Annotated in this window: 20 protein-coding genes and 1 tRNA gene; 9 read left to right on the plus strand and 12 right to left on the minus strand. The window is 76.6% G+C overall.

Annotation, left to right across the window (positions count from 1 at the left end; all coding sequences use genetic code 11):
* Positions 1-23: 23 nt before the first annotated feature.
* The 4 genes from ACI78S_RS14675 to ACI78S_RS14690 form a co-directional block, all read right to left on the minus strand.
* A complete protein-coding gene (locus tag ACI78S_RS14675) occupies positions 24-764 on the minus strand; it encodes a zinc ribbon domain-containing protein (protein ID WP_456974516.1) in 741 nt (246 codons plus the stop codon).
* 10 nt (positions 765-774) lie between these two features.
* Positions 775-1629 carry a Nif3-like dinuclear metal center hexameric protein gene (locus ACI78S_RS14680; RefSeq protein ID WP_456974518.1) on the minus strand — a complete coding sequence of 285 codons (855 nt, stop codon included), beginning with the start codon at positions 1627-1629 and terminating at the stop codon, positions 775-777.
* Positions 1630-1639: 10 nt separating this feature from the next.
* On the minus strand, positions 1640-3097 hold the full coding sequence (gene pdxR, locus ACI78S_RS14685; RefSeq protein ID WP_456974520.1) for a MocR-like pyridoxine biosynthesis transcription factor PdxR: 1458 nt from the start codon (positions 3095-3097) through the stop codon (positions 1640-1642).
* Positions 3098-3283: 186 nt separating this feature from the next.
* Positions 3284-3586, minus strand: a complete 303-nt coding sequence (locus ACI78S_RS14690; protein ID WP_456974522.1) for a hypothetical protein — start codon at positions 3584-3586, stop codon at positions 3284-3286.
* Positions 3587-3841: 255 nt separating this feature from the next.
* Between ACI78S_RS14690 and ACI78S_RS14695 the strand changes: the two genes are divergently transcribed.
* From ACI78S_RS14695 to ACI78S_RS14715, 5 genes are all read left to right on the plus strand, one after another.
* Positions 3842-4150 carry a hypothetical protein gene (locus ACI78S_RS14695; protein WP_456974732.1) on the plus strand — a complete coding sequence of 103 codons (309 nt, stop codon included), beginning with the start codon at positions 3842-3844 and terminating at the stop codon, positions 4148-4150.
* Positions 4051-5988 carry an FUSC family protein gene (locus ACI78S_RS14700; RefSeq protein WP_456974524.1) on the plus strand — a complete coding sequence of 646 codons (1938 nt, stop codon included), beginning with the start codon at positions 4051-4053 and terminating at the stop codon, positions 5986-5988. Before ACI78S_RS14695 ends, ACI78S_RS14700 begins: the two co-directional genes overlap by 100 nt.
* Before the next feature lie 10 nt (positions 5989-5998).
* Entirely contained in the window at positions 5999-6946 is a 948-nt protein-coding gene (locus ACI78S_RS14705; protein ID WP_456974525.1) for an alpha/beta fold hydrolase, read from the plus strand.
* Positions 6947-7077: 131 nt separating this feature from the next.
* Positions 7078-8484: a WS/DGAT/MGAT family O-acyltransferase gene (locus tag ACI78S_RS14710; protein WP_456974527.1), complete on the plus strand. Its 1407-nt coding sequence runs from the start codon at positions 7078-7080 to the stop codon at positions 8482-8484.
* Entirely contained in the window at positions 8481-9515 is a 1035-nt protein-coding gene (locus ACI78S_RS14715; RefSeq protein ID WP_456974529.1) for an NAD-dependent epimerase/dehydratase family protein, read from the plus strand. Before ACI78S_RS14710 ends, ACI78S_RS14715 begins: the two co-directional genes overlap by 4 nt.
* On the opposite strand, the gene ACI78S_RS14720 is transcribed toward ACI78S_RS14715, so the two are convergent.
* On the minus strand, positions 9473-10399 hold the full coding sequence (locus ACI78S_RS14720; RefSeq protein ID WP_456974531.1) for an alpha/beta fold hydrolase: 927 nt from the start codon (positions 10397-10399) through the stop codon (positions 9473-9475). The two genes, ACI78S_RS14715 and ACI78S_RS14720, sit on opposite strands and share 43 nt — an antisense overlap.
* Before the next feature lie 123 nt (positions 10400-10522).
* Between ACI78S_RS14720 and ACI78S_RS14725 the strand changes: the two genes are divergently transcribed.
* A complete protein-coding gene (locus ACI78S_RS14725) occupies positions 10523-11329 on the plus strand; it encodes a lipase family alpha/beta hydrolase (RefSeq protein WP_456974533.1) in 807 nt (268 codons plus the stop codon).
* On the opposite strand, the gene ACI78S_RS14730 is transcribed toward ACI78S_RS14725, so the two are convergent.
* The 4 genes from ACI78S_RS14730 to ACI78S_RS14745 all read right to left on the minus strand — a co-directional run bounded on the left by ACI78S_RS14730 (position 11326) and on the right by ACI78S_RS14745 (position 12968).
* Positions 11326-11787 (minus strand): N-acetyltransferase family protein, encoded by a 462-nt coding sequence (locus ACI78S_RS14730; RefSeq protein WP_456974535.1) that lies wholly within the window; start codon positions 11785-11787, stop codon positions 11326-11328. The two genes, ACI78S_RS14725 and ACI78S_RS14730, sit on opposite strands and share 4 nt — an antisense overlap.
* A 45-nt stretch (positions 11788-11832) precedes the next feature.
* Positions 11833-11904: transfer RNA gene (locus ACI78S_RS14735), tRNA-Val, on the minus strand.
* A gap of 73 nt (positions 11905-11977) precedes the next feature.
* Positions 11978-12439 carry a peroxiredoxin gene (locus ACI78S_RS14740; protein WP_456974537.1) on the minus strand — a complete coding sequence of 154 codons (462 nt, stop codon included), beginning with the start codon at positions 12437-12439 and terminating at the stop codon, positions 11978-11980.
* A 103-nt stretch (positions 12440-12542) separates the two neighbouring features.
* Entirely contained in the window at positions 12543-12968 is a 426-nt protein-coding gene (locus tag ACI78S_RS14745; protein ID WP_456541391.1) for a DUF3052 domain-containing protein, read from the minus strand.
* Between the two features lie 374 nt (positions 12969-13342).
* On the opposite strand from ACI78S_RS14745, the gene aceE reads away from it, so the two are divergent.
* Positions 13343-16150: a pyruvate dehydrogenase (acetyl-transferring), homodimeric type gene (gene aceE, locus ACI78S_RS14750; protein WP_456974539.1), complete on the plus strand. Its 2808-nt coding sequence runs from the start codon at positions 13343-13345 to the stop codon at positions 16148-16150.
* A 374-nt stretch (positions 16151-16524) separates the two neighbouring features.
* Positions 16525-18330 (plus strand): ScyD/ScyE family protein, encoded by a 1806-nt coding sequence (locus tag ACI78S_RS14755; protein ID WP_456974541.1) that lies wholly within the window; start codon positions 16525-16527, stop codon positions 18328-18330.
* A 102-nt stretch (positions 18331-18432) separates the two neighbouring features.
* Here the strand turns inward: ACI78S_RS14755 and ACI78S_RS14760 are convergent, their stop codons facing one another.
* The 3 genes from ACI78S_RS14760 to ACI78S_RS14770 all read right to left on the minus strand — a co-directional run bounded on the left by ACI78S_RS14760 (position 18433) and on the right by ACI78S_RS14770 (position 20958).
* The gene (locus ACI78S_RS14760) at positions 18433-19638 is read right to left on the minus strand and encodes a M20 metallopeptidase family protein (RefSeq protein WP_456974543.1); all 1206 of its coding nucleotides are present in this window, start codon (positions 19636-19638) and stop codon (positions 18433-18435) included.
* A 139-nt stretch (positions 19639-19777) separates the two neighbouring features.
* Positions 19778-20260: a pirin family protein gene (locus ACI78S_RS14765; protein ID WP_456974545.1), complete on the minus strand. Its 483-nt coding sequence runs from the start codon at positions 20258-20260 to the stop codon at positions 19778-19780.
* Entirely contained in the window at positions 20257-20958 is a 702-nt protein-coding gene (locus ACI78S_RS14770) for a phosphatase PAP2 family protein (protein ID WP_456974547.1), read from the minus strand. The genes ACI78S_RS14765 and ACI78S_RS14770 overlap by 4 nt, the downstream gene beginning before the upstream one ends.
* An 86-nt stretch (positions 20959-21044) precedes the next feature.
* On the opposite strand from ACI78S_RS14770, the gene ACI78S_RS14775 reads away from it, so the two are divergent.
* Positions 21045-22223 (plus strand): PucR family transcriptional regulator, encoded by a 1179-nt coding sequence (locus ACI78S_RS14775; protein WP_456974549.1) that lies wholly within the window; start codon positions 21045-21047, stop codon positions 22221-22223.
* Positions 22224-22259: the final 36 nt, after the last annotated feature.

Here is a 22259-nt window from a genome sequence, read left to right on the forward strand (position 1 = left end):
CACCAGGATGGCCATCTCGGTGGTCACAGGCCGGACTCGCCGGTCCGGACCAGGATCCGGCCGCAGTTGTCGCAGCGCACGACCTCGTGCGGGTCGGCGGCGCGGACGGCGGCGAGCTCCTTGCCGAACAGCTCGATCCGGCAGCCCTGGCACTGCCGGGCCTTGAGCAGGGCCGCGCCGGTGGTGCCGGTCTGGGTGCGGATGCGGTCGTACAGCGACAGCAGCGGCGCGGGGATGCCGCCGGCCACCTCGGCGCGGGCGGCCTCGTGCCGGGCGGTGGCCTCGGCGATGTCGGCCAGCGCGGTGTCGCGCAGCTGCTCGGCCTGCTGCAGCTCGGCGCGGGCCTTCTCCACGCCGTCGCGGGCGGTGGCCAGCGCGGCGTCGGCCGCCTCCTGGCGCTCCATGAGCTCGAGCTCCTGGTCCTCCAGGTCGCCCTGCCGGCGCGCCAGCGACTCCAGCTCGTGCTGCAGGGCGGTGACCTCCCGGGCCGGCAGCCCACCGGCCTCCAGCCGCTGCTGGTCGCGCGCCGCCCGCTGGCGGACGACGTCGACGTCGCCCTCCAGCCGTCCCACCTCGCGCGCCAGGTCGCGGGCCTCGGTCTCGGCGCGCACGAGCTGCGCCGCCAGCTCGCGCTCGGCCTCGGCCGCCGCCTCGGCCGCCGCCGCCTCGGGCAGCGTGCGCCGCCGGTGGGCCAGCTGGGTGAGCGCGACGTCCTCGTCGGCGAGGGTCAGCAGCTTCTGCTGGTCGAAGTGGTCGGCCTTCACGCCGCCCAACCTATCCGGGCCCCGCCTCCTGCCCGACGTGCTGCCCGACGTGCTGCCCGACGTGGCCGGTCCACGGGTCGGTGCGCAGGGTCGACGCCCGCACCTCCACCCGCCCGCCGAGGTCGGTGGCCAGCGCGTCCGCAGCCACCGGCACCCAGGGCCACTCCGTGGCGAAGTGCGCGGCGTCGCAGAGCGCGGCGCCCCCGGCGGCCAGGGCCTCCGAGGTCGCGTGGTGCTTGAGGTCGCTGGTCAGCAGCACGTCGGCACCGGCGGCCGTGGCGGCCGCGTGCAGCGAACCGCCGCTGCCGCCGCAGACCGCGACGGTGCGCACCGGCCGGTCGGGGTCGCCGGCCACGCGGACACCGCCCGCGGTCGCGGGCAGCAGCGCGGCCGCCCGCTCGGCGAACTGCCGCAGGGTCAGCTCGCGGTCGAGCCGCCCCACCCGCCCCAGCCCCTGCCGGCTGCCCGGCGCGACCGGCTCCAGCGGCACGCAGCCGGTGAGGCCGAGCGCGGCGGCGAGGGCGTCGTTGACGCCGACGTCGGCGGCGCGGTCGGCGTTGGTGTGCGCCACGTACAGGGCCGCCCCGGCGCGGACCAGGCGGTGCACCACCCGGCCCTTCGGGTCGTCGGCGGGCACGCCGTGGACGGCGGTGAGCAGCAGCGGGTGGTGGGTGACGAGCAGCTGGGCGCCGAACCCCAGCGCCTCGTCGACCACCGCCTGGACGGGGTCGACGGCGACCAGCACGCGGGACACCGGCTCCGCGGGGTCGCCGCAGACCAGGCCGACGGCGTCCCAGCTCTCGGCCAGCGCCGGGTCGTAGCGGGCTTCCAGGGCGGCGATCACCTCGCCGAGGGTTGCGCTCACCCGGCGGACCCTAGGCGAGCGCCCGCACCGCCGGCGCCAGCCGCCGGACCGCCTCGGCGAGCCGGTCCGGCGGGAGGGCGGCGTAGCCGAGCAGCAGGCCCGGCGGCCCGGGGCGCACCCGGTGCCAGGACAGCGGCTGGACGGCGACGCCGTCGTGCGCGGCCCGCCCGGCCAGCGCGGCGTCGGAGAACTCCCGACCCGGCCAGGTGAGCGTCAGGTGCAGGCCGGCGGCCACCCCGTGGACGACGGCGCCGCGCAGGTCCGCGCCGAGCTCGCGGCGCAGCGCGGCGAGCAGCGCGTCGCGCCGGGCGCGCTGGCGGGTGCGCACGGCGCGCAGGTGCCGGTCGAGCTCGCCGGTGGCCAGCAGCCGGGCGAGCACGAGCTGCGGCAGCACCGGGCTGCCCAGGTCGGTGGCGTGCCGGGCGGCGACGAGGTCGGCGCGCAGCCCGGGCGGGGCGAGCAGCCAGCCCAGCCGCAGCCCCGGGGCCAGGGTCTTGGAGGTGCTGCCGGTGTGCGCGACCCACTGCGGGCCGGAGGCGTGCAGCGCCGGCACCGGCGGGCGGCCGTAGCGGTGCTCGGCGTCGTAGTCGTCCTCCACCACCAGCCCGCCGTCGGCCGCCCAGGCGAGCAGCGCGCGGCGCCGGGCCGCGGACAGGACGACGCCGGTCGGGAACTGGTGGGCGGGGGTGACCACGACCGCCGCTTCGCCCGTGGCCGCCAGCGCGGCGACGTCGAGGCCCTCGCCGTCGACCGGGACCGCGGTGGCCGCCAGCCCCCAGTACGCCAGCTGGTCGCGCGCGCCGCGCGAGCCCGGGTCCTCCACGGCGATCGAGCGGGCGCCGCGGGCGTGCAGCACGCCGGCCAGGAGCGCCAGCGACTGCGCGACGCCGCCCACGACCAGGACGTCGTCGGCGTGCGCGCGGATCCCGCGCACGCGGGCCAGCCACCCGGCCAGCTCCGCGCGCAGCTGGGGGTGCCCGCGGGGGTCGCCGTACCGGAGGTCGGCGGCGCCGGCCTCGCGCAGCGCCGCGCGCTCCGCCCGCAGCCACGCCGCCCGCGGGAACGCCGCGAGGTCCGGCAGGCCGGGCGAGAGGTCGAACTCCGCCCCGGCCGGCGGCGGCAGGGCCGGTGGGCCGCCCGCCGGTGGCGCGGGCCGCGGCGGGGCCGACGGCGGCGCGGTGGGTGGACCGGCCGGGTGGGGCGGGCCGGCGCGGGTGACCACGGTGCCGGCGCCCGGGCGGCCGCCGACCAGGCCCTCGTCGGCCAGCCGCCGGTAGGCCTCGACCACCACGCCGCGGGAGACGCCGAGGTCGCCGGCGAGCGTCCGCGTCGCGGGCAGCCGGGCGCCGGCGGCCAGCCGGCCCTCGGTCACCGCGGCCCGCACCGCGTCGACGAGCCAGTCGGTGAGCGCTCCGCGGGGTGCGGCCGCCGGGTCGAGGGAGAGGAAGTCCGCGCCGGCACCCGCCATTGGTCCACTCCTCCGCGTCCCGATTGGACCTCTACACCGGTCCAATCCGCCCCCTAGCGTGCCAGCCGTGACCTCCTCCCCCCTCGCCGTCCTCTCCGGCGCCGCGGGCATGACCGCCGTGGGCGGCAGCGTGGCCGTCTCCGGGCTGCTCGCCGGTGGACCGGTGCTGACCGGGCAGGCGCTGCGCTACGCGGCCGCCTGCCTGCTGCTGCTGGCGGTCGTGCGGCTCTCCGGCCGGCGGGTGCTGCGGCCCTCCGGGGCGGAGTGGCTGTGGCTGGCCGCCGTGGCCGGAGCGGGGCTGGTGGTGTTCAACCTGGCCCTGGTCGCCGGCTCGCGGCACGCCGAGCCCGCGGTGCTCGGCGTCGCGGTGGCCTGCGTCCCCCTGCTGCTGGCGCTGGCGGGGCCGCTGGCCGAGGGCCGCCGGCCGGCGCGGCGGGTCCTGGCGGCCGCGGTCACCGTCACCGCCGGGGCGGCGCTCGTGGAGGGCATGGGGCGCACCGACGGCGCCGGGCTCGCGTGGGCCGCCGTCGTCCTGGCCTGCGAGGCGGGGTTCACCCTGCTCGCGCTGCCGGTGCTGCGCCGGCACGGGCCGCACGGCGTCTCGGTGCACACCACCTGGCTGGCCGCGGCGGTGTTCGGCGTCCTGGGCCTGGCGCACGAGGGACCGGCGCGGTGGTCCGGCTCGACCGGCAGGAGGTGGCGGCGCTGGTGTACCTGGCCGTCGTGGTCACCGCGCTGGCCTTCGTGCTCTGGTACGGCGCGGTCCGGCGGCTCGGCGCCGGGCGGGCCGGCCTGCTCACCGGCATCGCACCGGTCGCGGCCGCGGGCTCCGGCGTCCTGCTGGGCGGTCCGGCGCCGAGCCCGTCGGTGTGGCTGGGCGTGGGCCTCGTCGCCGCGGGGCTCGCCGTCGGTCTCTCCGGGTCCCGCCGCGGGCGGGATGGGAGGCTCCGGTCGTGGCAGAGAGGGCTCTCCGGGCACCGGCCTGGCTCGAGGAGCTCCTGCGCACCGAGCGCCCGCCCGTCCCCTGGCGTGACGTCGTCCGCTTCGCCGTGACCGTGCCGGCGCCGCTGGCCGTGGCGGTGGTCGTGGCCGGCGGCGTCGACCCGAGCCCCGCGCTCGGGGCGGGCATCTTCGCGACGATGGGCGCGCTGGCCGCGACGCTGGCCCCGCAGGGCGGGCCGCTGCGCGACCGGCTGCGCCGGGTGGGCGCGGCGATCTCCCTCGGCGCCGTCGGGCTGCTCGCCGGGCAGTACGCCACCGGCGGCGGCTGGCAGCCGGTGCTCGTCGTGGCGCTGCTGTCGGCGGTCGCGGGCCTGATCAGCGCGATCAACTCGGCGCTCTCGCTGGGGGCCCTGCAGCTGCTCGTCTACACCGCGCTCGCGTCGGGGCTGGCCACCTCCCTCCCCGCGGCGGCCGAGGTGGGGTTCTTCTTCGCCGGGGCCGCGTGGGCGACGATGACCACGCTCGTCCAGTGGCGCACCGAGCCGCAGGACCCCGACCGGACCGCCGTCGCCGGCGTCTTCACCGCGATCGCCGACCTGCTGGTCGCCAGCGGCACGGAGGGCAGCGACGAGGCCCGCCGCGCGCTGACGACGGCGCTCAACGCCGCCTACGACCGGGTCATCCGCAGCCGCAGCCGCATGCCGGGGCGCACGCGGGAGCTCTCCGAGCTCGCCGGCGTGCTCAACGCCGCCGCCCCGCTCGTGGAGGGCGCGGTGGCGCAGGCCCGCGCCGGGGTGGGCGCCGACCCGCAGGACGTCACCGCGGTGCACGCCCTCGCCGCCGCGGTCACCGGCGACCGCCCGCTGCCGGAGGAGCGCCCGCCCGCGCTCGAGGACGGCCCCGGCGTGCGCCGGGCGGTCCGCCACGGGATCCGGCTGGCGTGGAACGTCGTCGGCGACCCCGAGGAGCGCTCGGAGGTCGCCGTCGTCCCGCCCGATCTCGACTGGCGCAGCCGGCTGCGCGACCTCGCCGACGCCACGGTCGCCAGCCCCGACAGCCGCGGGTTCGCCGTGCGCCTGGTGCTGTGCATGACCATCGCCGAGATCGCCCGCCAGCACCTGCCGCTCGACCGGCCCTACTGGGTGCTGCTCACCGTCGCGATCGTGCTCAAGCCCGACTTCGGGTCGGTGTTCACCCGGGCGGTGCAGCGCGGCCTCGGCACCCTGCTGGGGGTCCTGCTCGGGTCGCTGCTGCTGGCGGTCGTCCCGCGCAGCCCCTGGCTGCTGCTGGCCATGGCGGGGGCCGCGGCGCTCATGCCGTGGGGCCGGGCGGCGAACTTCGGGCTGTTCTCCGTGTTCCAGACCCCGCTGGTCATCCTGCTGCTCGACCTGGCCCAGCCCGGCGGGCCGGGCGTGGTCGGCGCGCGGCTGCTGGACACGCTCGTCGGCTGCGCGATCGTGCTCGTCGTCGGCTACCTGCTGTGGCCGCAGACCTGGCGCGCGCCGCTCGACGAGGCGCTGCGCGACGCGACCGCCGCCCTCGACGGGTTCGTCGAGGCGGCGTTCACCGGCACCCCGACCGAGCGCCGGCGCGCGCGGCGGCGCTGCTACCGGGCGCTGACCGAGCTGCAGACGCAGCTGCAGCGGCGGCTGGCCGAGCCCCCGCCGATCAGCACCCGCGCCGCGGCGTGGTGGCCGGTGATCGTGCAGCTGGAGCGGACGTCGGACGCGGTCACCGAGGCGGTGATCGCCGTCCGGTCCGGCGAGCCCGCCCCCGACCTGGCGCAGGTGGCGGTGCTGCGGCGGGCGATCCGGCAGCTGGAGGACGACGTCCGCGCCCACCGCGTGCCCGACGACGCCGAGATCCTGGCCGAGGGGGTGCTGGCGCCGGTCGCCCGCGAGGTCGACGCCGCCCGCCGGCTGGTGCGCGAGGCGGCGCCCGGCCGCTGAGGATGGGGGCATGGTCGTCCTGCCCCCGCTGTCCGATCCCCCGCCGCCCGGCTCCCGCACGGTCCGCACCGACGACGGCGTCGACCTGCACGTGGAGGTCGAGGGTGAGACCCGCCCGGGCGTGACCGTCGTCCTCGCGCACGGGTTCACCGCCCGCCTGGCCGAGTGGGAGCTGCAGCGGGAGGCGCTGCGCGGGCGGGCCCGGCTGGTGCTGTTCGACCACCGCGGGCACGGCCGGTCGGGCTGGACGCCGCTCACCCGGGCCACCATCGACCGCACCGGCCGCGACCTCGGCCAGGTGCTCGACGCCACCACGCCCGAGGGCCCGGTGGTGCTCGCCGGCCACTCGATGGGCGGCATGAGCGTGATGGCGCTGGCCCGGCAGCGGCCCGAGCTGTTCGGCACCCGGGTCGTGGGCGTGTTCCTGCTGGCGACCTCGGCCGCCGGCCTGGTGGAGAGCGGGCTGGTCGGGTGGGCGGTGAAGGCGCTGCGCGGGCTCGGGTTGCTGCCGCTGTACCTCCGGCTGCTGCAGCTGTGGGCGCCGCTGCTGGAGCGCTTCCGCCGCCGGGGCACGCGGATCGGCCGCTGGTTCACCCGCCGCTACCTCTTCGGCCGGCAGGACGCCGACCCGGCGCACGTGCGCACCGTGCAGCAGCTGCTCGAGGAGACCCCGTTCCCGGTCACCGCCGCCTTCTACGCGACCTTCCTCGACCACGACGAGACGGCGTCCCTCGACGTCCTGGCGCGGGTGCCGGTCACGGTCGTGGCCGCCTCCGACGACCGGCTCACCCCCGCCGCGCACGCCCGCCGGATGGCCGAGCGGCTGGGCGACGCCGCCGAGCTGGTGGTCGTCCCCGGCGCCGGGCACAGCGTCAACCTGACCCGCGCCGCCGTCGTCGACCGGGCCTTCCTCGACCTGCTCGACCGCATCGAGGGGCGGGCGGGCACGGCCGCCTGAGCCCGGTTACCGGCGAGTCGGGGTCGGTTTGCGGCGGTCGCCGCGCGGCCAATACCGTCGGTCCGCCGACCTCTCGACGACGAGTTCCCGCCCCGGCCGGGTGGGGCGGCGAGGAGCTGATCGTGGACCGCATGAGCCCGACCGACGCCGGTTTCTACTACGCGGAGAGCGAGAACACGCCTCTGCACGTGGGGTCGGTGGCCGTCTTCGAGGGCCCGGCACCCTCCTACGGCGACCTGGTGCGCTTGCTGCTGTCGAAGCTGCCCCTCGTGCCGCGCTACCGGCAGCGGGTGCGGGAGGTGCCGCTCAACCTGGGCCGGCCGATGTGGGTCGACGACCCGCACTTCCAGATCCTCTACCACGTGCGGCACACGGCCGTGCCCAAGCCGGGCGGCGACGAGCAGCTGCGCAACCTGGCCGGCCGGGTGCTGGGGCAGCGGCTGGACATGGCCAAGCCCCTGTGGGAGGTGTGGCTGGTGGAGGGCCTGGAGAACGACCGCTGGGCGCTCATCTCCAAGGTCCACCACTGCATGGTCGACGGCATCGCCGGCACCGATCTGATGCAGGTGATCTTCGACCTGGACCCGAACGCCACGCACGGCGAGCCCCGGGAGTGGACGGCGCAGCGCAGCCCCTCGTCGGCCGAGCTGGTGGCCGGGGCGATCTCCGACACGCTCACCCACCCGCTGCGCCAGCTGACCTCGCTGCCGGGGGCGGGCGGGGTCACGCGCTCGGCGAAGGGGCTGCTGGGGTCGGGCCGCACGCTGGCCGGCAGCCTGCCCACGCTGGCCCGGCAGGCGACCACCCCGCTGGCCCGCACGCTCACCGGCCCCATCGGCCCGCACCGGCGCTGGGCCTGGACCGACGCGCGGTTCGAGGAGTTCAAGGGCGTCCGGACGGCGCTGGGCGGCACGGTCAACGACGTCGTCCTCACCGCGATCACCCGCGGCTTCCGCGACCTGCTGCAGGGCCGCGGCGCGCTCTCCGAGAAGGCCGTCGTCCGGTCCATGGTGCCGGTGTCGGTCCGCCGTCCCGGTGAGCGCGGGGCGCTGGACAACCGGATCTCCGCCGTCTTCGTCGACCTCCCGGTGGGTGAGCCCGACGCGGCCGAGCGGCTGGCCCGGATCCGCCGCCAGATGGACGAGTACAAGAAGACGATGCAGGCGGTCGACGCCCGCTCGATCATCGCGATGGGCGACTTCGTCTTCCCGACCCTGCTGGCCATGGGCGTGCGGGCGGCGATGCAGGCCGGCCAGTTCTGGTGCCAGGCGGTGACCACCAACGTGCCGGGCCCGCGGGTGCCGCTGTACGTGCTGGGCAAGCGGATGTGCTCGGCGCACGCCTACGTGCCGATCGCCGGCGGCACCCGGCTCTCGATCGGCATCTTCTCCTACCTGAACACGATGACGTTCGGGATCAACGCCGACTTCGACGCCTTCCCCGACGTCGACGTGCTGGCCACCGGCATCCGCCGGGGCGTCGACGAGCTCACCGAGCTGGCCGCCCGGGCCCCGGCCCAGGCGGCGGCGCAGCAGTGAGCCCCGGCCGCCGGCGGGGCGGGGGGCCGTCCGCGGCCGCCGACCGCGCGCTCACCGTCGCCGTCACCGGGCCGACCGGCACGTTCGGCGCCGGGCTGGTGCCGCTGCTGGAGGAGGAGCCGCGGGTGCGGCGGGTCGTCGGCCTGGCCCGCCGCCCGTTCGACCCGGCCGAGCGCGGCTGGTCGAAGATGGAGTACCGGCGCGGCGACGTCCGCGACCCGGACACCCTGCGCGAGGCGTTCCGCGACGCCGACGTCGTGGTGCACCTGGCGTTCCTCATCACGGGCAACGCCTCGCGGCGGACGACGCGGGCGATCAACGTCGAGGGCACGCTCAACACGTTCCGCGCGGCGGCCGAGGCCGGCGCCCGCCGGTTCGTGTACGCGTCCTCGGTCGCCGCCTACGGGTGGCACCGCGACAACCCGGAGCGCATCTCCGAGGACTGGCCGGTGCGCCCGGCCGACCGGCTGTTCTACGCCCAGGAGAAGGCCGAGCTCGAGGAGCTGCTCGAGGCCGAGGCCGCGAACGCGCCCGACCTGGCGCTCTACCTGCTGCGGCCGCCGGTCGTGCTGGGCCCGAACGTGATCGGTGGCAAGGACGTGCTGCCCGGCCCGCTGGCGCCGCTGGGCCGCCGGCTGCTCTCCCGCCCGCGGCGCCTGCCGGTGCCCGTGCCGGTCGTCGTCCCCGAGTTCGAGCTGCAGTTCGTCCACGAGGACGACGTCGGCCGCGCCCTGCTGCTGTGCGTGCTCGGCGCCGGCCCGCCGGGGGCCTACAACATCGCCGGGGACGGGATCGTCACCGCGGCCGACGTGGCGCGGGAGTTCGGCGCGCTGCCGGTGCCCGTGCCGCCGGGGCCGGCCGAGATCGCCGCCCGGGCGGTGGCCCGGCTGCCGTTCCTGCCGCCGGCCGGCGAGTGGGTCGAGGCGGTCAGCCGACCGGTGATCATGGACACCACCCGGGCCAAGGAGCGGCTCGGCTGGAAGCCGCGCTACACGGGGTTGGAGGCGCTGCGCGCCACGCTCGGCCGCTGACCCCGGTCGGCCAGGAAGGCGAGCACCTCCGCGGCGACCACGTCGGGCACCTGCAGCTGCGGCACGTGGCCGACGTCGGCGAGCTCGACGTAGCGCCAGTGCGGGTGCTGCCCCGCCACCGCGCGGGCCGCGGCGACGGGCACCAGGCGGTCGCGGTCGCCGTGCACCAGCAGGACGGGTGCCGTGATGGCCGCCATGGCGCCCCGGTAGGCCCGCGGGTCGACCAGGACCCTCAGCAGCGAGCGGGCGGCGGCGAGGAAGGCGCGGTCCATCCCCTCGACGTCCTGCCGCTCCTCCAGCAGGGACACCGACCGGTCGACCACCTCGGCCGGGACGTCGTCGGGGTCCACGCCGCAGAGCACCAGCATCTCCCGCACCCGGCGCTGCGGGCTCTGGCGCTGCCGGCGCAGCCGGAGGAACCGCTCGCCGGCGAACGGCAGCGCGTAGAGCGCGAACTGCCCGGCGACGAGGGGGTCGAGCGCCCGGCGGCCACCGGCGAGGGCGGGGTCGAGCAGCACGACGGCCTCGACCGCCCGCGGCGCCGCGGCGGCGGTGAGGATCGAGATCATCCCGCCCATCGAGTTGCCCACCAGCACCACCGGGGTGCCCGCGACCTCGGTGAGGAAGCGGCGCAGGACGGCCACGTTCGCCCGCACCGTCGTCCGCCGGCCGCCGGGCTCGCTGCGGCCGAAGCCGGGCAGGTCGAGAGCCAGCACCCGGCCGTGCGGGGTGAGCAGCGGCGCGAGCAGGTCCCAGTTGAGGTGCGAGCCGCCGAGGCCGTGGACCAGCACGAAGGTCGGGCCGGCGTCGTCCCCGCCGAAGTCCACGAGGTGGACCGGGCCGTCCCAGTCGAGGGTGCGGCTGGTGCCGGGTTGCGCGGCCATCGATCTCCTCTGCACACGTGTCGTCGGTCACACTGGGGCCGGACGACGCCGATGAGTCATGCGTGTGACGCGGACCCCATCTTGGTACAGGGCTGTACCAGGGGCCGGACGACGGGAGGCGACGTGGCACGACGGCAGGACCGGGGCCCGGGGCTCCCGCTGTACCTGACAGAGCCGACCCGCGCCGCCGCCGACCTCGGCCTGTACCTGGCCGCGCGCCCGCTGCTCCCCCGCCTGCCCGGCGGCGACGGGCACCCGGTCCTCGTGCTGCCCGGTCTGCTCGCCGACGACGCCTCCACCCGCATCCTGCGCCGGGTGCTGCGCCGGCTGGGCTACCGCGTGCACGGCTGGCGGCTGGGCCGCAACATCGGCCCGACCGCGGCCTGCGTCGCCGGTCTGCGCGACCGGATGGAGGACCTCTCCGACCGCTACGGCCGGCCGGTGACGCTGATCGGCTGGAGCCTGGGCGGGATCTTCGCCCGCGACCTGGCCCGCCGCTCCCCCGAGTCGGTGCGCCAGGTGATCACCCTGGGCAGCCCGTTCCGGCTGGAGCACAACGGGCAGAGCCGCGCGACCAAGGTGTTCGAGCGCTACGCGCACCTGCACGTCGAGCACCGCACCCTGCCGCTGGAGAGCGAGGCCGAGCCGCTGCCGGTGCCGTCGACGTCGATCTACTCGCACCTCGACGGCATCGTGCACTGGCGCACCTGCCTGGAGCGGCCGGGCGAGCGCTGCGAGAACATCGCGGTGGTGGCCAGCCACCTCGGCCTCGGGCACCACCCCGCCGCCCTCTGGGCGATCGCCGACCGGCTCGCCCAGCCCGAGGGCACGTGGGAGCCGTTCCGGCCGCCGCTGTTCCTGCGGCCGGCCTTCCCGCGCCCGGCCCGGCCCTCCGCCGGCCGGCCGGCCACCGCCCGCGACGCCGCCTAACCCCCCGGCTGCCAGGCGTAGGTGCAGTCGGGCTCGCCCTCCTCGTTGCCGGAGCCGTCGCCGGTGCCCACGAGGCTGAAGCCGGCGGCCTCGTAGAACCGCCGGGCCCGCTCGTTGCGGGCGAAGACGTGCAGCCGCAGCCCCTGTGGGCGGGCGGTCCGGACGGCGTCGAGGAGCGTGCGGCCCACCCCGGTGCCCCAGGCGTCCGGGTCGACGTAGAGCTGCTCGAGCCAGGTGCCGTCGACGGCGGCGAACCCGACCACGGCGCCGGCCCGCTCGGCCACCCACACCTCCTGCCCGGCCAGCACCACGCCGCGCATCCACCCGACCGTCTCGGTCTCCTCGTGCAGGCGCGGCAACCACGGCATGCCGGCCTCGCGTGCGCGGTGGTGGACGCGGGCCAGCGCGGCGGCGTCGGCGGACGATCCCCGGCGCAGGACCGGCGGGAGCGGGTGCACACCGGCACGCTAGCCGGGGACGGGCGGACCGCTCTCGGACGACGGTGGGCGCGGCAGGGTTCGAACCTGCGACCGCTCGCTTGTAAGGCGAGAGCTCTTCCGCTGAGCTACGCGCCCCGCGCGCCCAGGTTAGAGGACCCCCCTGCCCCCTCCGCCGGCACGCTCGCGGCGGGGGCGGGGGGTCCTGCTGTCAGGCGGCGAGCTTCGCGACCGCGTCCTGCCAGCCGGACTGCTCGCGGACGTCGCCGGGGCCGTTCGCCTCGGCGAAGGTGATCGTGCCCTCCGCGTCGAGCAGGAAGGTCGCCCGCAGGGCCATGCCGGCCTTGTCGTTGAAGACGCCGTAGGCCTGCGCGGTCGCGCCGTGCGGCCAGAAGTCCGACAGCAGCCGGAAGTCGAAGCCCTCCTTCTCCCGGAACGCCTTGAGGCTGAAGACGGGGTCGGTGCTGACGGCCAGCACCTGCACGCCCGCGTCGGTGTAGACCGACAGCTCGTCGCGCAGCTGGCACAGCTCACCGGTGCACAGCCCGGAGAAGGCGAACGGGTAGAACACCAGCAGGACCGGGGCGCCCCGGAGGTCGGTCAGGGAGACGACCTGCTTGTCCTGGTCGGGGAGGCTGAACTCGGGCGCGGTGTCGCCGACGGAGAGCGTCATGGGCCCGATCGTGCCGCATGCGGCGCGGAGCGCCGCAGCGAGGGCCCGACGGCGCGGAGCGCCGCAGCGAGGGCCCGACGGCGCGGAGCGCCGCAGCGAGGGCTCAGCGGCGGGTGCGCGCCGTCTTGGGGGTGACCAGGCGGATGCCGGACCAGTCCTTGGCCGCCGAGATGCTGCTGGTCTGCTGCAGGCCCGCGGTGGGCGCCACCTCGGTCACGTCACCGGGCTCGACGTGCCCGGGCCGGCCCGACTTCGGCACGAGCAGCCAGACGACGCCGTCGTCGGCGAGCGAGGTGAGCGCGTCGGTGAGGGCGTCGAAGAGGTCGCCGTCGTCCTCCCGCCACCACAGGACGACGACGTCGGCCACCTCGTCGGTGTCCTCGTCGACCATCTCGCTGCCGGCCGCCTCGACGATGGCGTCGCGCAGGTCCTCGTCGGCGTCCTCGTCCCAGCCGAGCTCCTGCACGACCATGCCCGGCTTGATGCCCAGCCGGGCCGCCATGCCGGCGCTGCCCGAGTCGACGCTCATCCCTGCTGCTCCTCCACGGAACGGTCTGCTGCTGACCGGTTGTCTGCGACATGGTGCACGGTCGGGCGGCCCGCCGCGCGCGGGGATCGGCTCACACCCGCTCGCAGCGGGGGGACGGGACGGCGGCGGGCCCGGCGGCGACGACGGACACGACCGGCGGGAGGGTCACCCGCACGCTGGTCATGTCACCCCTCTCGCTGCTGCCTCGGGCCCGGCCTGCCGGGCACGTTGGGCGGAAGCGTAGGGCATGCGGGCCCGCGCGCAAGCCTTCTGCCGGGCAACACCCGCCTCTGGCACGCCCGGTACGGCCGCGTACCGGGCGTCTCCGGGTGCCGCACGTGACGGCGGAACCCCCGACGTACGACGATGGGGGCATGAGCGCACCGCAGCAGTCGGACGGCGACCCCGCCCGCGACGCAGTAACCCCCCGCGCGGTCATCACCGACGGGCTGCCCAGCCAACTGGTCGACACCGACCCCGACGAGACGCAGGAGTGGGTCGAATCCCTCGACGCCGTCGTCGACCACGCCGGACGCGGCCGCGCCCGCTACCTGATGCTCAAGCTGCTCGAGCGCAGCCGCGAGCAGCAGGTCGGCGTCCCCTCCCTGCGCAGCACCGACTACATCAACACCATCCCGCCGGACCGCGAGCCGTGGTTCCCCGGCGACGAGCACGTCGAGCGGCGGATCCGCGCCTACATCCGCTGGAACGCCGCGATCATGGTGCACCGCGCGCAGCGGCCCGGGATCGCCGTCGGCGGGCACATCTCCTCCTACGCCTCCTCGGCGTCGCTGTACGAGGTGGGCTTCAACCACTTCTTCCGTGGCAAGGACCACCCCGGCGGCGGCGACCAGATCTTCTTCCAGGGCCACGCCTCCCCCGGCATCTACGCCCGCGCCTTCCTCGAGGGCCGGCTGTCCGAGCAGCAGCTCGACGGCTTCCGGCAGGAGGTCAGCCACCCCGGCGGCGGCCTGTCGAGCTACCCGCACCCGCGGCTGATGCCCGACTTCTGGGAGTTCCCCACCGTCTCCATGGGGCTGGGGCCGATCAACGCGATCTACCAGGCGCGGTTCAACCGCTACCTGCACTCGCGCGGCATCAAGGACACCTCCGACCAGCACGTGTGGGCGTTCCTGGGCGACGGCGAGATGGACGAGCCCGAGTCGCTCGGCGCCATCGGCCTGGCCGCCCGCGAGGAGCTGGACAACCTCACGTTCGTCGTCAACTGCAACCTGCAGCGCCTGGACGGGCCGGTGCGCGGCAACGGCAAGGTCATCCAGGAGCTGGAGTCGTTCTTCCGCGGCGCCGGCTGGAACGTGATCAAGGTGATCTGGGGCCGGGAGTGGGACCCGCTGCTGGCCGCCGACCGCGACGGCGCGCTGGTCAACCTGATGAACCAGACGCCCGACGGCGACTACCAGACATACAAGGCCGAGGACGGCGCGTTCGTCCGCGAGCACTTCTTCGGCCGCGACCCGCGGACCCGCAAGATGGTCGAGCACCTCTCCGACAAGGAGATCTGGGACCTCTCCCGCGGCGGGCACGACTACCGCAAGCTCTACGCGGCCTACAAGGCGGCGGCCGAGCACAAGGGCCAGCCGACGGTCATCCTCGCCAAGACCATCAAGGGCTGGACGCTGGGCAGCCACTTCGAGGGCCGCAACTCGACCCACCAGATGAAGAAGCTGACCGCCGAGGACCTCGCCGCCTTCCGCGACCGGCTCTACCTCGACATCCCCGACGAGGCGCTCGACAAGACCCTGCCGCCGTACTACAAGCCGGCCGCCGAGTCCGACGAGATGCAGTACATGCTCGAGCGGCGCCGGCAGCTGGGGGGCTCGGTCCCCCGGCGGCGGACCGACGCCAAGCCGCTCAAGGCGCCGGAGGACAAGGCGCTCGACATCCTGCGCCGGGGCTCCGGCAAGCAGGAGGTGGCGACGACGATGGCGTTCGTCCGCATGCTCAAGGAGATGCTCAAGGACCCCGAGCTCGGCCCGCGGTTCGTGCCGGTCATCCCCGACGAGGCCCGCACGTTCGGCATGGACTCGCTGTTCCCCACGCAGAAGATCTACTCGCCGCACGGCCAGCGCTACACGTCGGTCGACCGTGAGCTGATGCTCGCCTACAAGGAGTCCGAGCAGGGGCAGATCCTGCACGAGGGCATCAACGAGGCCGGCTCGGCGGCGTCGTTCACCGCCGTCGGGACCTCCTACGCCACCCACGGCGAGCACATGATCCCGATCTACATCTTCTACTCGATGTTCGGGTTCCAGCGGACCGGCGACGCGTTCTGGGCGGCCGGCGACCAGATGGCCCGCGGCTTCCTGCTCGGCGCCACCGCCGGGCGGACGACGCTCAACGGCGAGGGGCTGCAGCACGAGGACGGCCACTCCCTGCTGCTGTCGCACACCAACCCCGCGGTGGTGAGCTACGACCCGGCGTTCTCCTACGAGGTCGCGCACATCACCAAGGACGCGCTGCTGCGCATGTACGGCAACGACCCGGGCGGCCCGCTCGGCGGCCACCGCAGCCCCGACGTCTTCTACTACCTGACCGTCTACAACGAGCCGATCTCGCAGCCCGCCGAGCCGGAGAACCTGGACGTGCGGGGCCTGCTGGCCGGCATGTACAAGTACGCCGACGGTCCGCAGGTCGAGAACGGCAAGAAGGCGCAGATCCTCGCCTCCGGCGTCGCGGTGCCGTGGGCGCTGCGGGCGCAGGAGCTGCTGGCGCAGGACTGGGGCGTGTCGGCCGACGTGTGGTCGGTGACGTCGTGGACCGAGCTGCGCCGCGAGGCGGTGGAGGCCGAGGAGCACAACCTCCTGCACCCCGAGGAGGAGGCCCGCGTCCCGTACGTGACCCAGCGGCTGCGGGAGGCCGAGGGACCGGTCGTGGCGGTGTCGGACTGGATGCGCGCCGTCCCCGACCTGATCGCGCCGTACGCGCCGCACGGGATGAAGTCGCTGGGCACCGACGGGTTCGGCCTGTCCGACACCCGCCCGGCGCTGCGCCGGCACTTCCACGTCGACGCCGAGTCGATCGTCGTCCGGACGCTCGCCTCGCTCGCCGACTGGAACTGGCTGGACCGCGACGTCGTCCGCCAGGCGGTGGAGAAGTACCAGGTCCGCGACGTGCAGGCCGCACCCGAGGACCAGCGCTCCGACCCCAGCCCGGCGACCTGAGCCGCGGGCCGACCCTTCCGGGCTGACGTGGTGGCGGGCCGCGGGCCCGCGCGCCCGGCGGCCCCCGGGTCCACGCCCCCCCACCCCCCCCCCCCCCCCCCCCCCCCCCCCCCCCCCCCCCCCCCCCCCCCCCCCCCCCCCCCCCCCCCCCCCCCCCCCCCCCGCCCGTCCGCGGGGTCCACCCGCCGCACCGACCGTCGCGGATCAGCGACGTTGCGCATCGCCACCCCGTGCGTCCCCCGAGCAGGGCACGGCGAACACCCCCCGCACGGGGGCTCCCGGGTCCCGCCGACCGACCTAGCGTCGGCGCCCGTCGACGGCCGCCTGCTTCCCGTGGCGGCCGGGCACGGACCCATGGAGGGGGACACAGCACGATGCGCAGAACCCTGATCGCAGCGGGGTCGTTCGCCCTGCTGCTGGGCACCGCGACCAACGCGGCAGCCCACGAGAGGGCGGACGACGACGGGGGCCGCGACCACCGCGTCGTCGTCGAGGGCCTGGACAACCCCCGGCAGCTGGCGTGGGCGGGCGACACCCTGCTCGTCGCGGAGGGCGGCGACGGCGGGCAGTGCGCGCCCGCCACGACCCCGGAACCGGCACCCCAGCCCGCGCCCGCGCCCGAGCCGGCGCCCGCGCCCACCGGGAGCGGTACCGACGGCACCACGACGACGGGCTCCGACGACGGCACGCCCGACCAGGGCAGCGGCGACGCCACCCCCACGCCCGGCACCGACGACGGCACGCCCGACCAGGGCAGCGGCGACGCCACCCCCACGCCCGGCACCGACGACGGCACGCCCGACCAGGGCAGCGGCGACGCCACCCCCACGCCCGGCACCGACGACGGCACGGCCACGCCCGACCCCGGCACGGGCACCACGACCGCCGCGGCTGCGGAGGTGTGCGTGGGCGACTCAGGTGCGATCACCGCGGTCCACGGCCTGGAGGACGGGCGCGAGGTCCGCACCGAGCGGGTCGTCGAGGGCCTCGACTCGACCCGCCTCCCCGACGGCAGCTCCATCGGACCGGGCGGCGTCGCGGCGACCGGCGTCCCCGGCGTCCTGCTGATCGCGACCGGTGAGCCGACGCCCGACGCGTTGCGCACGGACGCCACGGCGTTGCAGGAGCGGCTCCTGGTCAGCACGGGCGGCACCGTGCGCAGCTGGGTCGACTTCGGCGACCTCGAGGAGGCGCAGAACCCGGACGGGGCGCAGCTCGACAGCAACCCGAACCAGGTGCTGGTCGTCGACCCGACCCCGGACGGCCCGCCGCGCGTCGACGAGTACGTGCTCGTCGCCGACGCGGGCGCCAACACCGTGTGGAAGGTGACGCCGGACTTCGCCGACCTGGGTGACGAGGAGCTGCCGGCGGTCACGGTGACCGTCTTCGCCACGTTCCCGACCACCCCGCCCCCCGCGGGCGGCGCGGACGACGGCGTGATCGAGTTCGTGCCGACCTCGCTGGCCCAGGACGAGCGGGGGCACGTGTACGTCGGCGGCGCGGGCAGCCTGGTCGCGGGCGGGGCGTCGGTGATCGAGTTCGAGGACCGCGGCGCCGAGCAGGCGGCGGTCGTGGACCGCTGGGACGGCTTCACCGGCATCAACGGGCTGGCGGTCGACCGGGACGGCGAGCACCTGTACGTCTCGCAGATCGGCGGGCCGCCCGAGGGCACCGGCACCGGCGCCGGCAGCGTGGTCCGCGTCGAGACCGACGACGACGAGTACCGGGCGGTCGAGGTCCCGGCGCCGTCCGGGCTGGCGGTCGACCGTGACGGCGACGTGTACGTGTCCGCGTACAGCACCTCGCCGGCGGCCGGGCGGCAGGACGACCCCGCGACGACGGACGCGGAGGCCGGCACGCCGGGCGGTCAGCTGTGGGAGCTGCGCTTCCGCGGCGGGGACGAGGCGCGGTTGCCCGTGACCACGCCCGCGGCGAACCTGCCGCAGCCGGCGGTGCTCGCCCCGACCGTCCCCGACCCGACGGTGCCCCAGCCGACCGTGCCGGACCCGACGGTGCCCGACCCGACGGTGCCCGAGCCGACCGTGCCGGACCCGACGGTGCCCGACCCGACGGTGCCCGAGCCGACCGTGCCGGACCCGACCGTGCCGGACCCGACCGTGCCCCTCGACGACGACGGGACCCCGGACCAGGGCAGCGGCGACGTGGCCGTGACGCCGTGACGCCGTAGCCGCGGCGCGGCGCGGCGTCCCACCGGAGGCCCTCGGCGCAGGATCCTGCGCCGAGGGCCGCCGTGCGTCAGGCGGCCAGGTCAGCCGGCCAGGTCAGCCGGCCAGGGCGTCCAGGGCCATGCGGGCGTAGAGGGCGACGCCGGCGGGCAGCGGCTCCTCGTCGAACACCACCAGGTTCGAGTGGTTGGCCGGCGCGGTCCCCGGCTCCAGGCCGGGCGGGCACGCGCCCAGGAACGCCAGCGCGCCCGGCACCCGCTCCAGCACGTAGGAGAAGTCCTCCGCGCCCATGAGCGGCGCGGCCAGCGGCACCGCGGCCTGCGGGCCGAGCAGCGCGGCCGCGGTCTCCAGCACCGTGGCGGCCGCGCCGGCGTGGTTGACGGTGACCGGGTAGCCCTCGACGTGCTCGAACTCCGCGGTCATCCCGTGCGCCGCGGCGATGGTGGCGGCCACCCGCTCGACGGCCGCCACGACCATCCGCCGGTTCTCCGCCGACAGGGTGCGGATCGTCCCCTCGAGGAACGCGGAGTCGGGGATGACGTTGCTGGTCGACCCCGCCTCGATGTGCGCCACGGTGACCACCGCGGGGTCGAAGACGTCGACCCGCCGGGTGACCAGGGTCTGCAGCGCGAGCACGATCTCGGCGGCCACCGGGATGGGGTCGTTGGCGGTGTAGGGCATCGAGGCGTGCCCGCCGCGGCCCTTGACCGTGATCCGCCACTGGTCGGCCGCGGCCATCATCGGGCCGGGCCGCACGTTGATCGTGCCGCTGGCGAACGTCGAGGAGATGTGCAGCGCGAACGCACCCGTGACCGGCGCCTCCGGGACGGCGTCGAGCAGCCCCTCGTCGAGCATGTGGCGGGCGCCGTGGAAGCCCTCCTCCCCCGGCTGCGCCATGAACACGACCTGACCGGTGAGCTCGTCGCGGCGCTCGGCGAGCAGGCGGGCGGCCCCCAGGAGCATCGCCACGTGGGTGTCGTGGCCGCAGGCGTGCATGGCGCCGGGCACCTCGGAGGCGAACGGCAGGCCGGTGTCCTCGTGCACCGGCAGCGCGTCCATGTCGCCGCGCAGCAGGAAGGTCGGGCCCGGTCGCGCGCCGCGCAGCACGCCCACCACCGAGCTGGTCGAGCGGCCGGTGGTCACCTCGATCGGCAGGCCGTCGAACGCCTCGAGCACCGTGGCCTGGGTCCTCGGCAGGTGCAGCCCGATCTCGGGGTGCCGGTGCAGCCGTCGCCGCAGGTCGATGGTGCGGTCGGCGTCGGAGTAGGCGGCGGCGAGGAGGTCGGCGGCGCTGGTCGGCATGCCCCCCAGTCTCGCCGCCGGGTCCGGCGCCCGCCCTCCCGGTCCCCGGTGGGCGCCGCGATCACGGAGTTCGGGGAGCGACCCGCCGAGACCCCGCGGCGTGTCGCTCCCCCGACCTCGTGATCGTCGCAGGGGCGGCTCAGAAGGCGGCCCAGTCGGGCCGCGTGGTCGCCAGCCGCCAGACGGCGACCAGGTCCTCGCCGGCCACGGTGACCTGCCCCTCGGGCGCCGCCGCGGGCGGGCCCACCCACAGCCGCGCGTCGTCGCGGCCCAGGTCGACCCAGCCGCGCGGGCCGCGGTGCACCTCGTGGGACGGCGGCGCCGCCGGGTCGGCCGCCCGCAGGTAGGCCTGCAGCACGCGCGCCCCGTCGTCACCGGCCACCTCGTCGTGGGTCAGCCCGGTGCCCGACCGCAGCACCGCGACGTCGCCCGCCCCGATCCCGGCCCCCTCCCGCCACGCGTGCCGCAGCGACCCGGCCAGGACGACGGCGACGACGTCCACGGCGCGGTGGTCGTGCCGGCCGTAGCCCTCCCCCGGGCCGAGCCGGTCGTCGGCCAGGCGCAGCAGCGGCCCGAGCGAGCCGTCGTCCGGCGCGGCGACCACGCGCTGCTCGAGGCTCACGCCGCGACCACCGCGTCCCGCCGGGCCGGAAGGGCCGCCCGTCCCCCGGGCAGGGCGCCGAAGGCCAGCGCGACCGTCAGCGTCCACGCCAGCCCGAACGCCCAGCCGCCCACGACGTCGGAGAGGAAGTGCACGCCCAGCCACATCCGGGTCAGGCCGACCAGCAGGACCAGCGCGACGCCCAGCGCCAGCCAGGCCCGCCGGGCGCGCGGGGCGAGCCGCGGCCACAGCAGCACCAGGACGACGGTGACGAACGCGGCGACGCCGGAGGAGTGCCCGCTGGGGTAGCTGAGCGTCTCCAGCAGCGCCCCGCCCCGGGCGAAGTCGGGGCGCACCCGGCCCACCAGCTCCTTGAGCAGCGACGTCAGCGGCCCGACCAGGACGACGGCGGTGAGCACCCAGCCCGCCGTCCACCAGGCGCCGCGCACGGCGAGCCAGACGACGACCGGTACCAGCACGAGCAGGCGGAAGGCCGAGAGCCCCGGCGCCGTGAGCACCTGCAGCAGCCCCTCCACCCAGGCGCCGCGCCCGTCACCGGCGTAGAGCCCCTCGCTGACGACGTCGTCGAGCCGCACCTGCAGACCGAAGTCGGTGCTGACGCCGACAGCCAGCACGGCCACGACGGCGTAGGCGGTCAGCGCCGCGACCAGGGCCCGGCGCCGGGCGATCCGCGACGCACCGTCCGGGGGAACGTCCACGGGTCCACTCTCCCCGACCGCCGATCCCGTGACACGCTGACGGCAGAGCTGGGAACGGGGAGATCGACCACGGGGAGGACGGCACGGTGACCGGCCGGGTGAGCAACCGCCCGCCGAGCGACGCGACGCTGCGGCGGCTCGAGCGCGCGTCCGGGGCCCTCGCCACCCAGGCCGTGGCGCGGATGGACGAGCAGCTGCCGTGGTTCCGCGCGATGCCGGCCGACCAGCGCTCGTGGGTCATGCTCGTCGCGCAGAACGGGATCGCCTCGCTGGTCGAGTGGTGCCGCAACCCCGGTCGCCCGCCCCGGCTGACCGGCGAGGTGTTCGGCGCCGCGCCGCGCGAGCTGGTCCGCGCGGTGCCGCTGCGGCAGACGGTCGACCTGATCAAGGTCACCGTCGAGGTGATGGACGACCACGTCGCCTCGGTGGCCGAGCCCGGCGACGCCGAGGCGCTGCGGATCGCCGTGCTCACCTTCAGCCGCGAGGTCGCCTTCGCCACGGCGCACGTCTACGCCAGCTTCGCCGAGAACCGCGGCGCCTGGGACGCCCGCCTGGAGGCGCTCGTGGTCGACGCCCTCGTGCGCGGCGAGCGCTCGGAGGAGCTGCCCGGGCGCGCCGCCGCGCTCGGCTGGGCCACGATGAGCCCCGTCGTCGTCCAGGTCGGGGCCGCGCCGGCGGCCGGCGACGCGCACGCCGCGGTGCGCCGCGCGGCGCGGTCGATGCGCGCGGAGGTGCTGGTCGGCGTGCACGCCGACCAGCTGGTCGTCGTGCTGGGCGGGCACGAGGACCTGGAGCCGGTGGCCGAACGGGTCAGCGACGAGTTCGGCCCCGGCCCAGTCGTCACCGGGCCGGTCGTGGACGGGCTCAGCCGGGCGGCCGAGTCGGCCGCCGCCGCCCTCGCCGGCCTGCGCGCGGCCCCCGCCTGGCCGGGGGCGCCCCGGCCCGTGGCGGCCGACGCGCTGCTCGCCGAGCGCGCGCTCGACGGCGACCCGCTGGCCCGCGCCGCGCTCAACGAGCGGGTCGCCGCGCCGCTGCAGGCCGCGGGCGGCGAGGTGCTGGAGACGGTGCGGGCGGTGCTGGCCGGCGGCGGCAACCTGGAGGCCAGCGCCCGGGCGCTGTTCGTGCACCCGAACACGGTCCGCTACCGGCTCCGCAGGGCCGCCGAGCTGACCGGTCTGTCGGCCACCGACCCGCGCGGCAGCTGGACCCTGCAGGTGGCCCTCGCCCTCGCCCGGCTCGACCGGGAGGGCTCGCTCTGGCACTGAGTGCCACCCGTCCCACCGGCCCCACCAGTGTGGTCT

The organism is Geodermatophilus sp. SYSU D00815, assembly GCF_054050035.1.

Coding starts and splice junctions, on each gene's coding strand:
- pdxR (WP_456974520.1), bottom strand. CDS start 3,097: ATGGCGGGTGCCGGCGCGGACTTCCTCTCCCTCGACCCGGCGGCCGCA.
- ACI78S_RS14690 (WP_456974522.1), bottom strand. CDS start 3,586: ATGCCCTCCACGAGCGCCGCCCCGGCGGTGACGGTGACCGCGGCCGCC.
- ACI78S_RS14705 (WP_456974525.1), top strand. CDS start 5,999: ATGGTCGTCCTGCCCCCGCTGTCCGATCCCCCGCCGCCCGGCTCCCGC.
- ACI78S_RS14710 (WP_456974527.1), top strand. CDS start 7,078: ATGAGCCCGACCGACGCCGGTTTCTACTACGCGGAGAGCGAGAACACG.
- ACI78S_RS14720 (WP_456974531.1), bottom strand. CDS start 10,399: ATGGCCGCGCAACCCGGCACCAGCCGCACCCTCGACTGGGACGGCCCG.
- ACI78S_RS14740 (WP_456974537.1), bottom strand. CDS start 12,439: ATGACGCTCTCCGTCGGCGACACCGCGCCCGAGTTCAGCCTCCCCGAC.
- ACI78S_RS14745 (WP_456541391.1), bottom strand. CDS start 12,968: ATGAGCGTCGACTCGGGCAGCGCCGGCATGGCGGCCCGGCTGGGCATC.
- aceE (WP_456974539.1), top strand. CDS start 13,343: ATGAGCGCACCGCAGCAGTCGGACGGCGACCCCGCCCGCGACGCAGTA.
- ACI78S_RS14755 (WP_456974541.1), top strand. CDS start 16,525: ATGCGCAGAACCCTGATCGCAGCGGGGTCGTTCGCCCTGCTGCTGGGC.
- ACI78S_RS14760 (WP_456974543.1), bottom strand. CDS start 19,638: ATGCCGACCAGCGCCGCCGACCTCCTCGCCGCCGCCTACTCCGACGCC.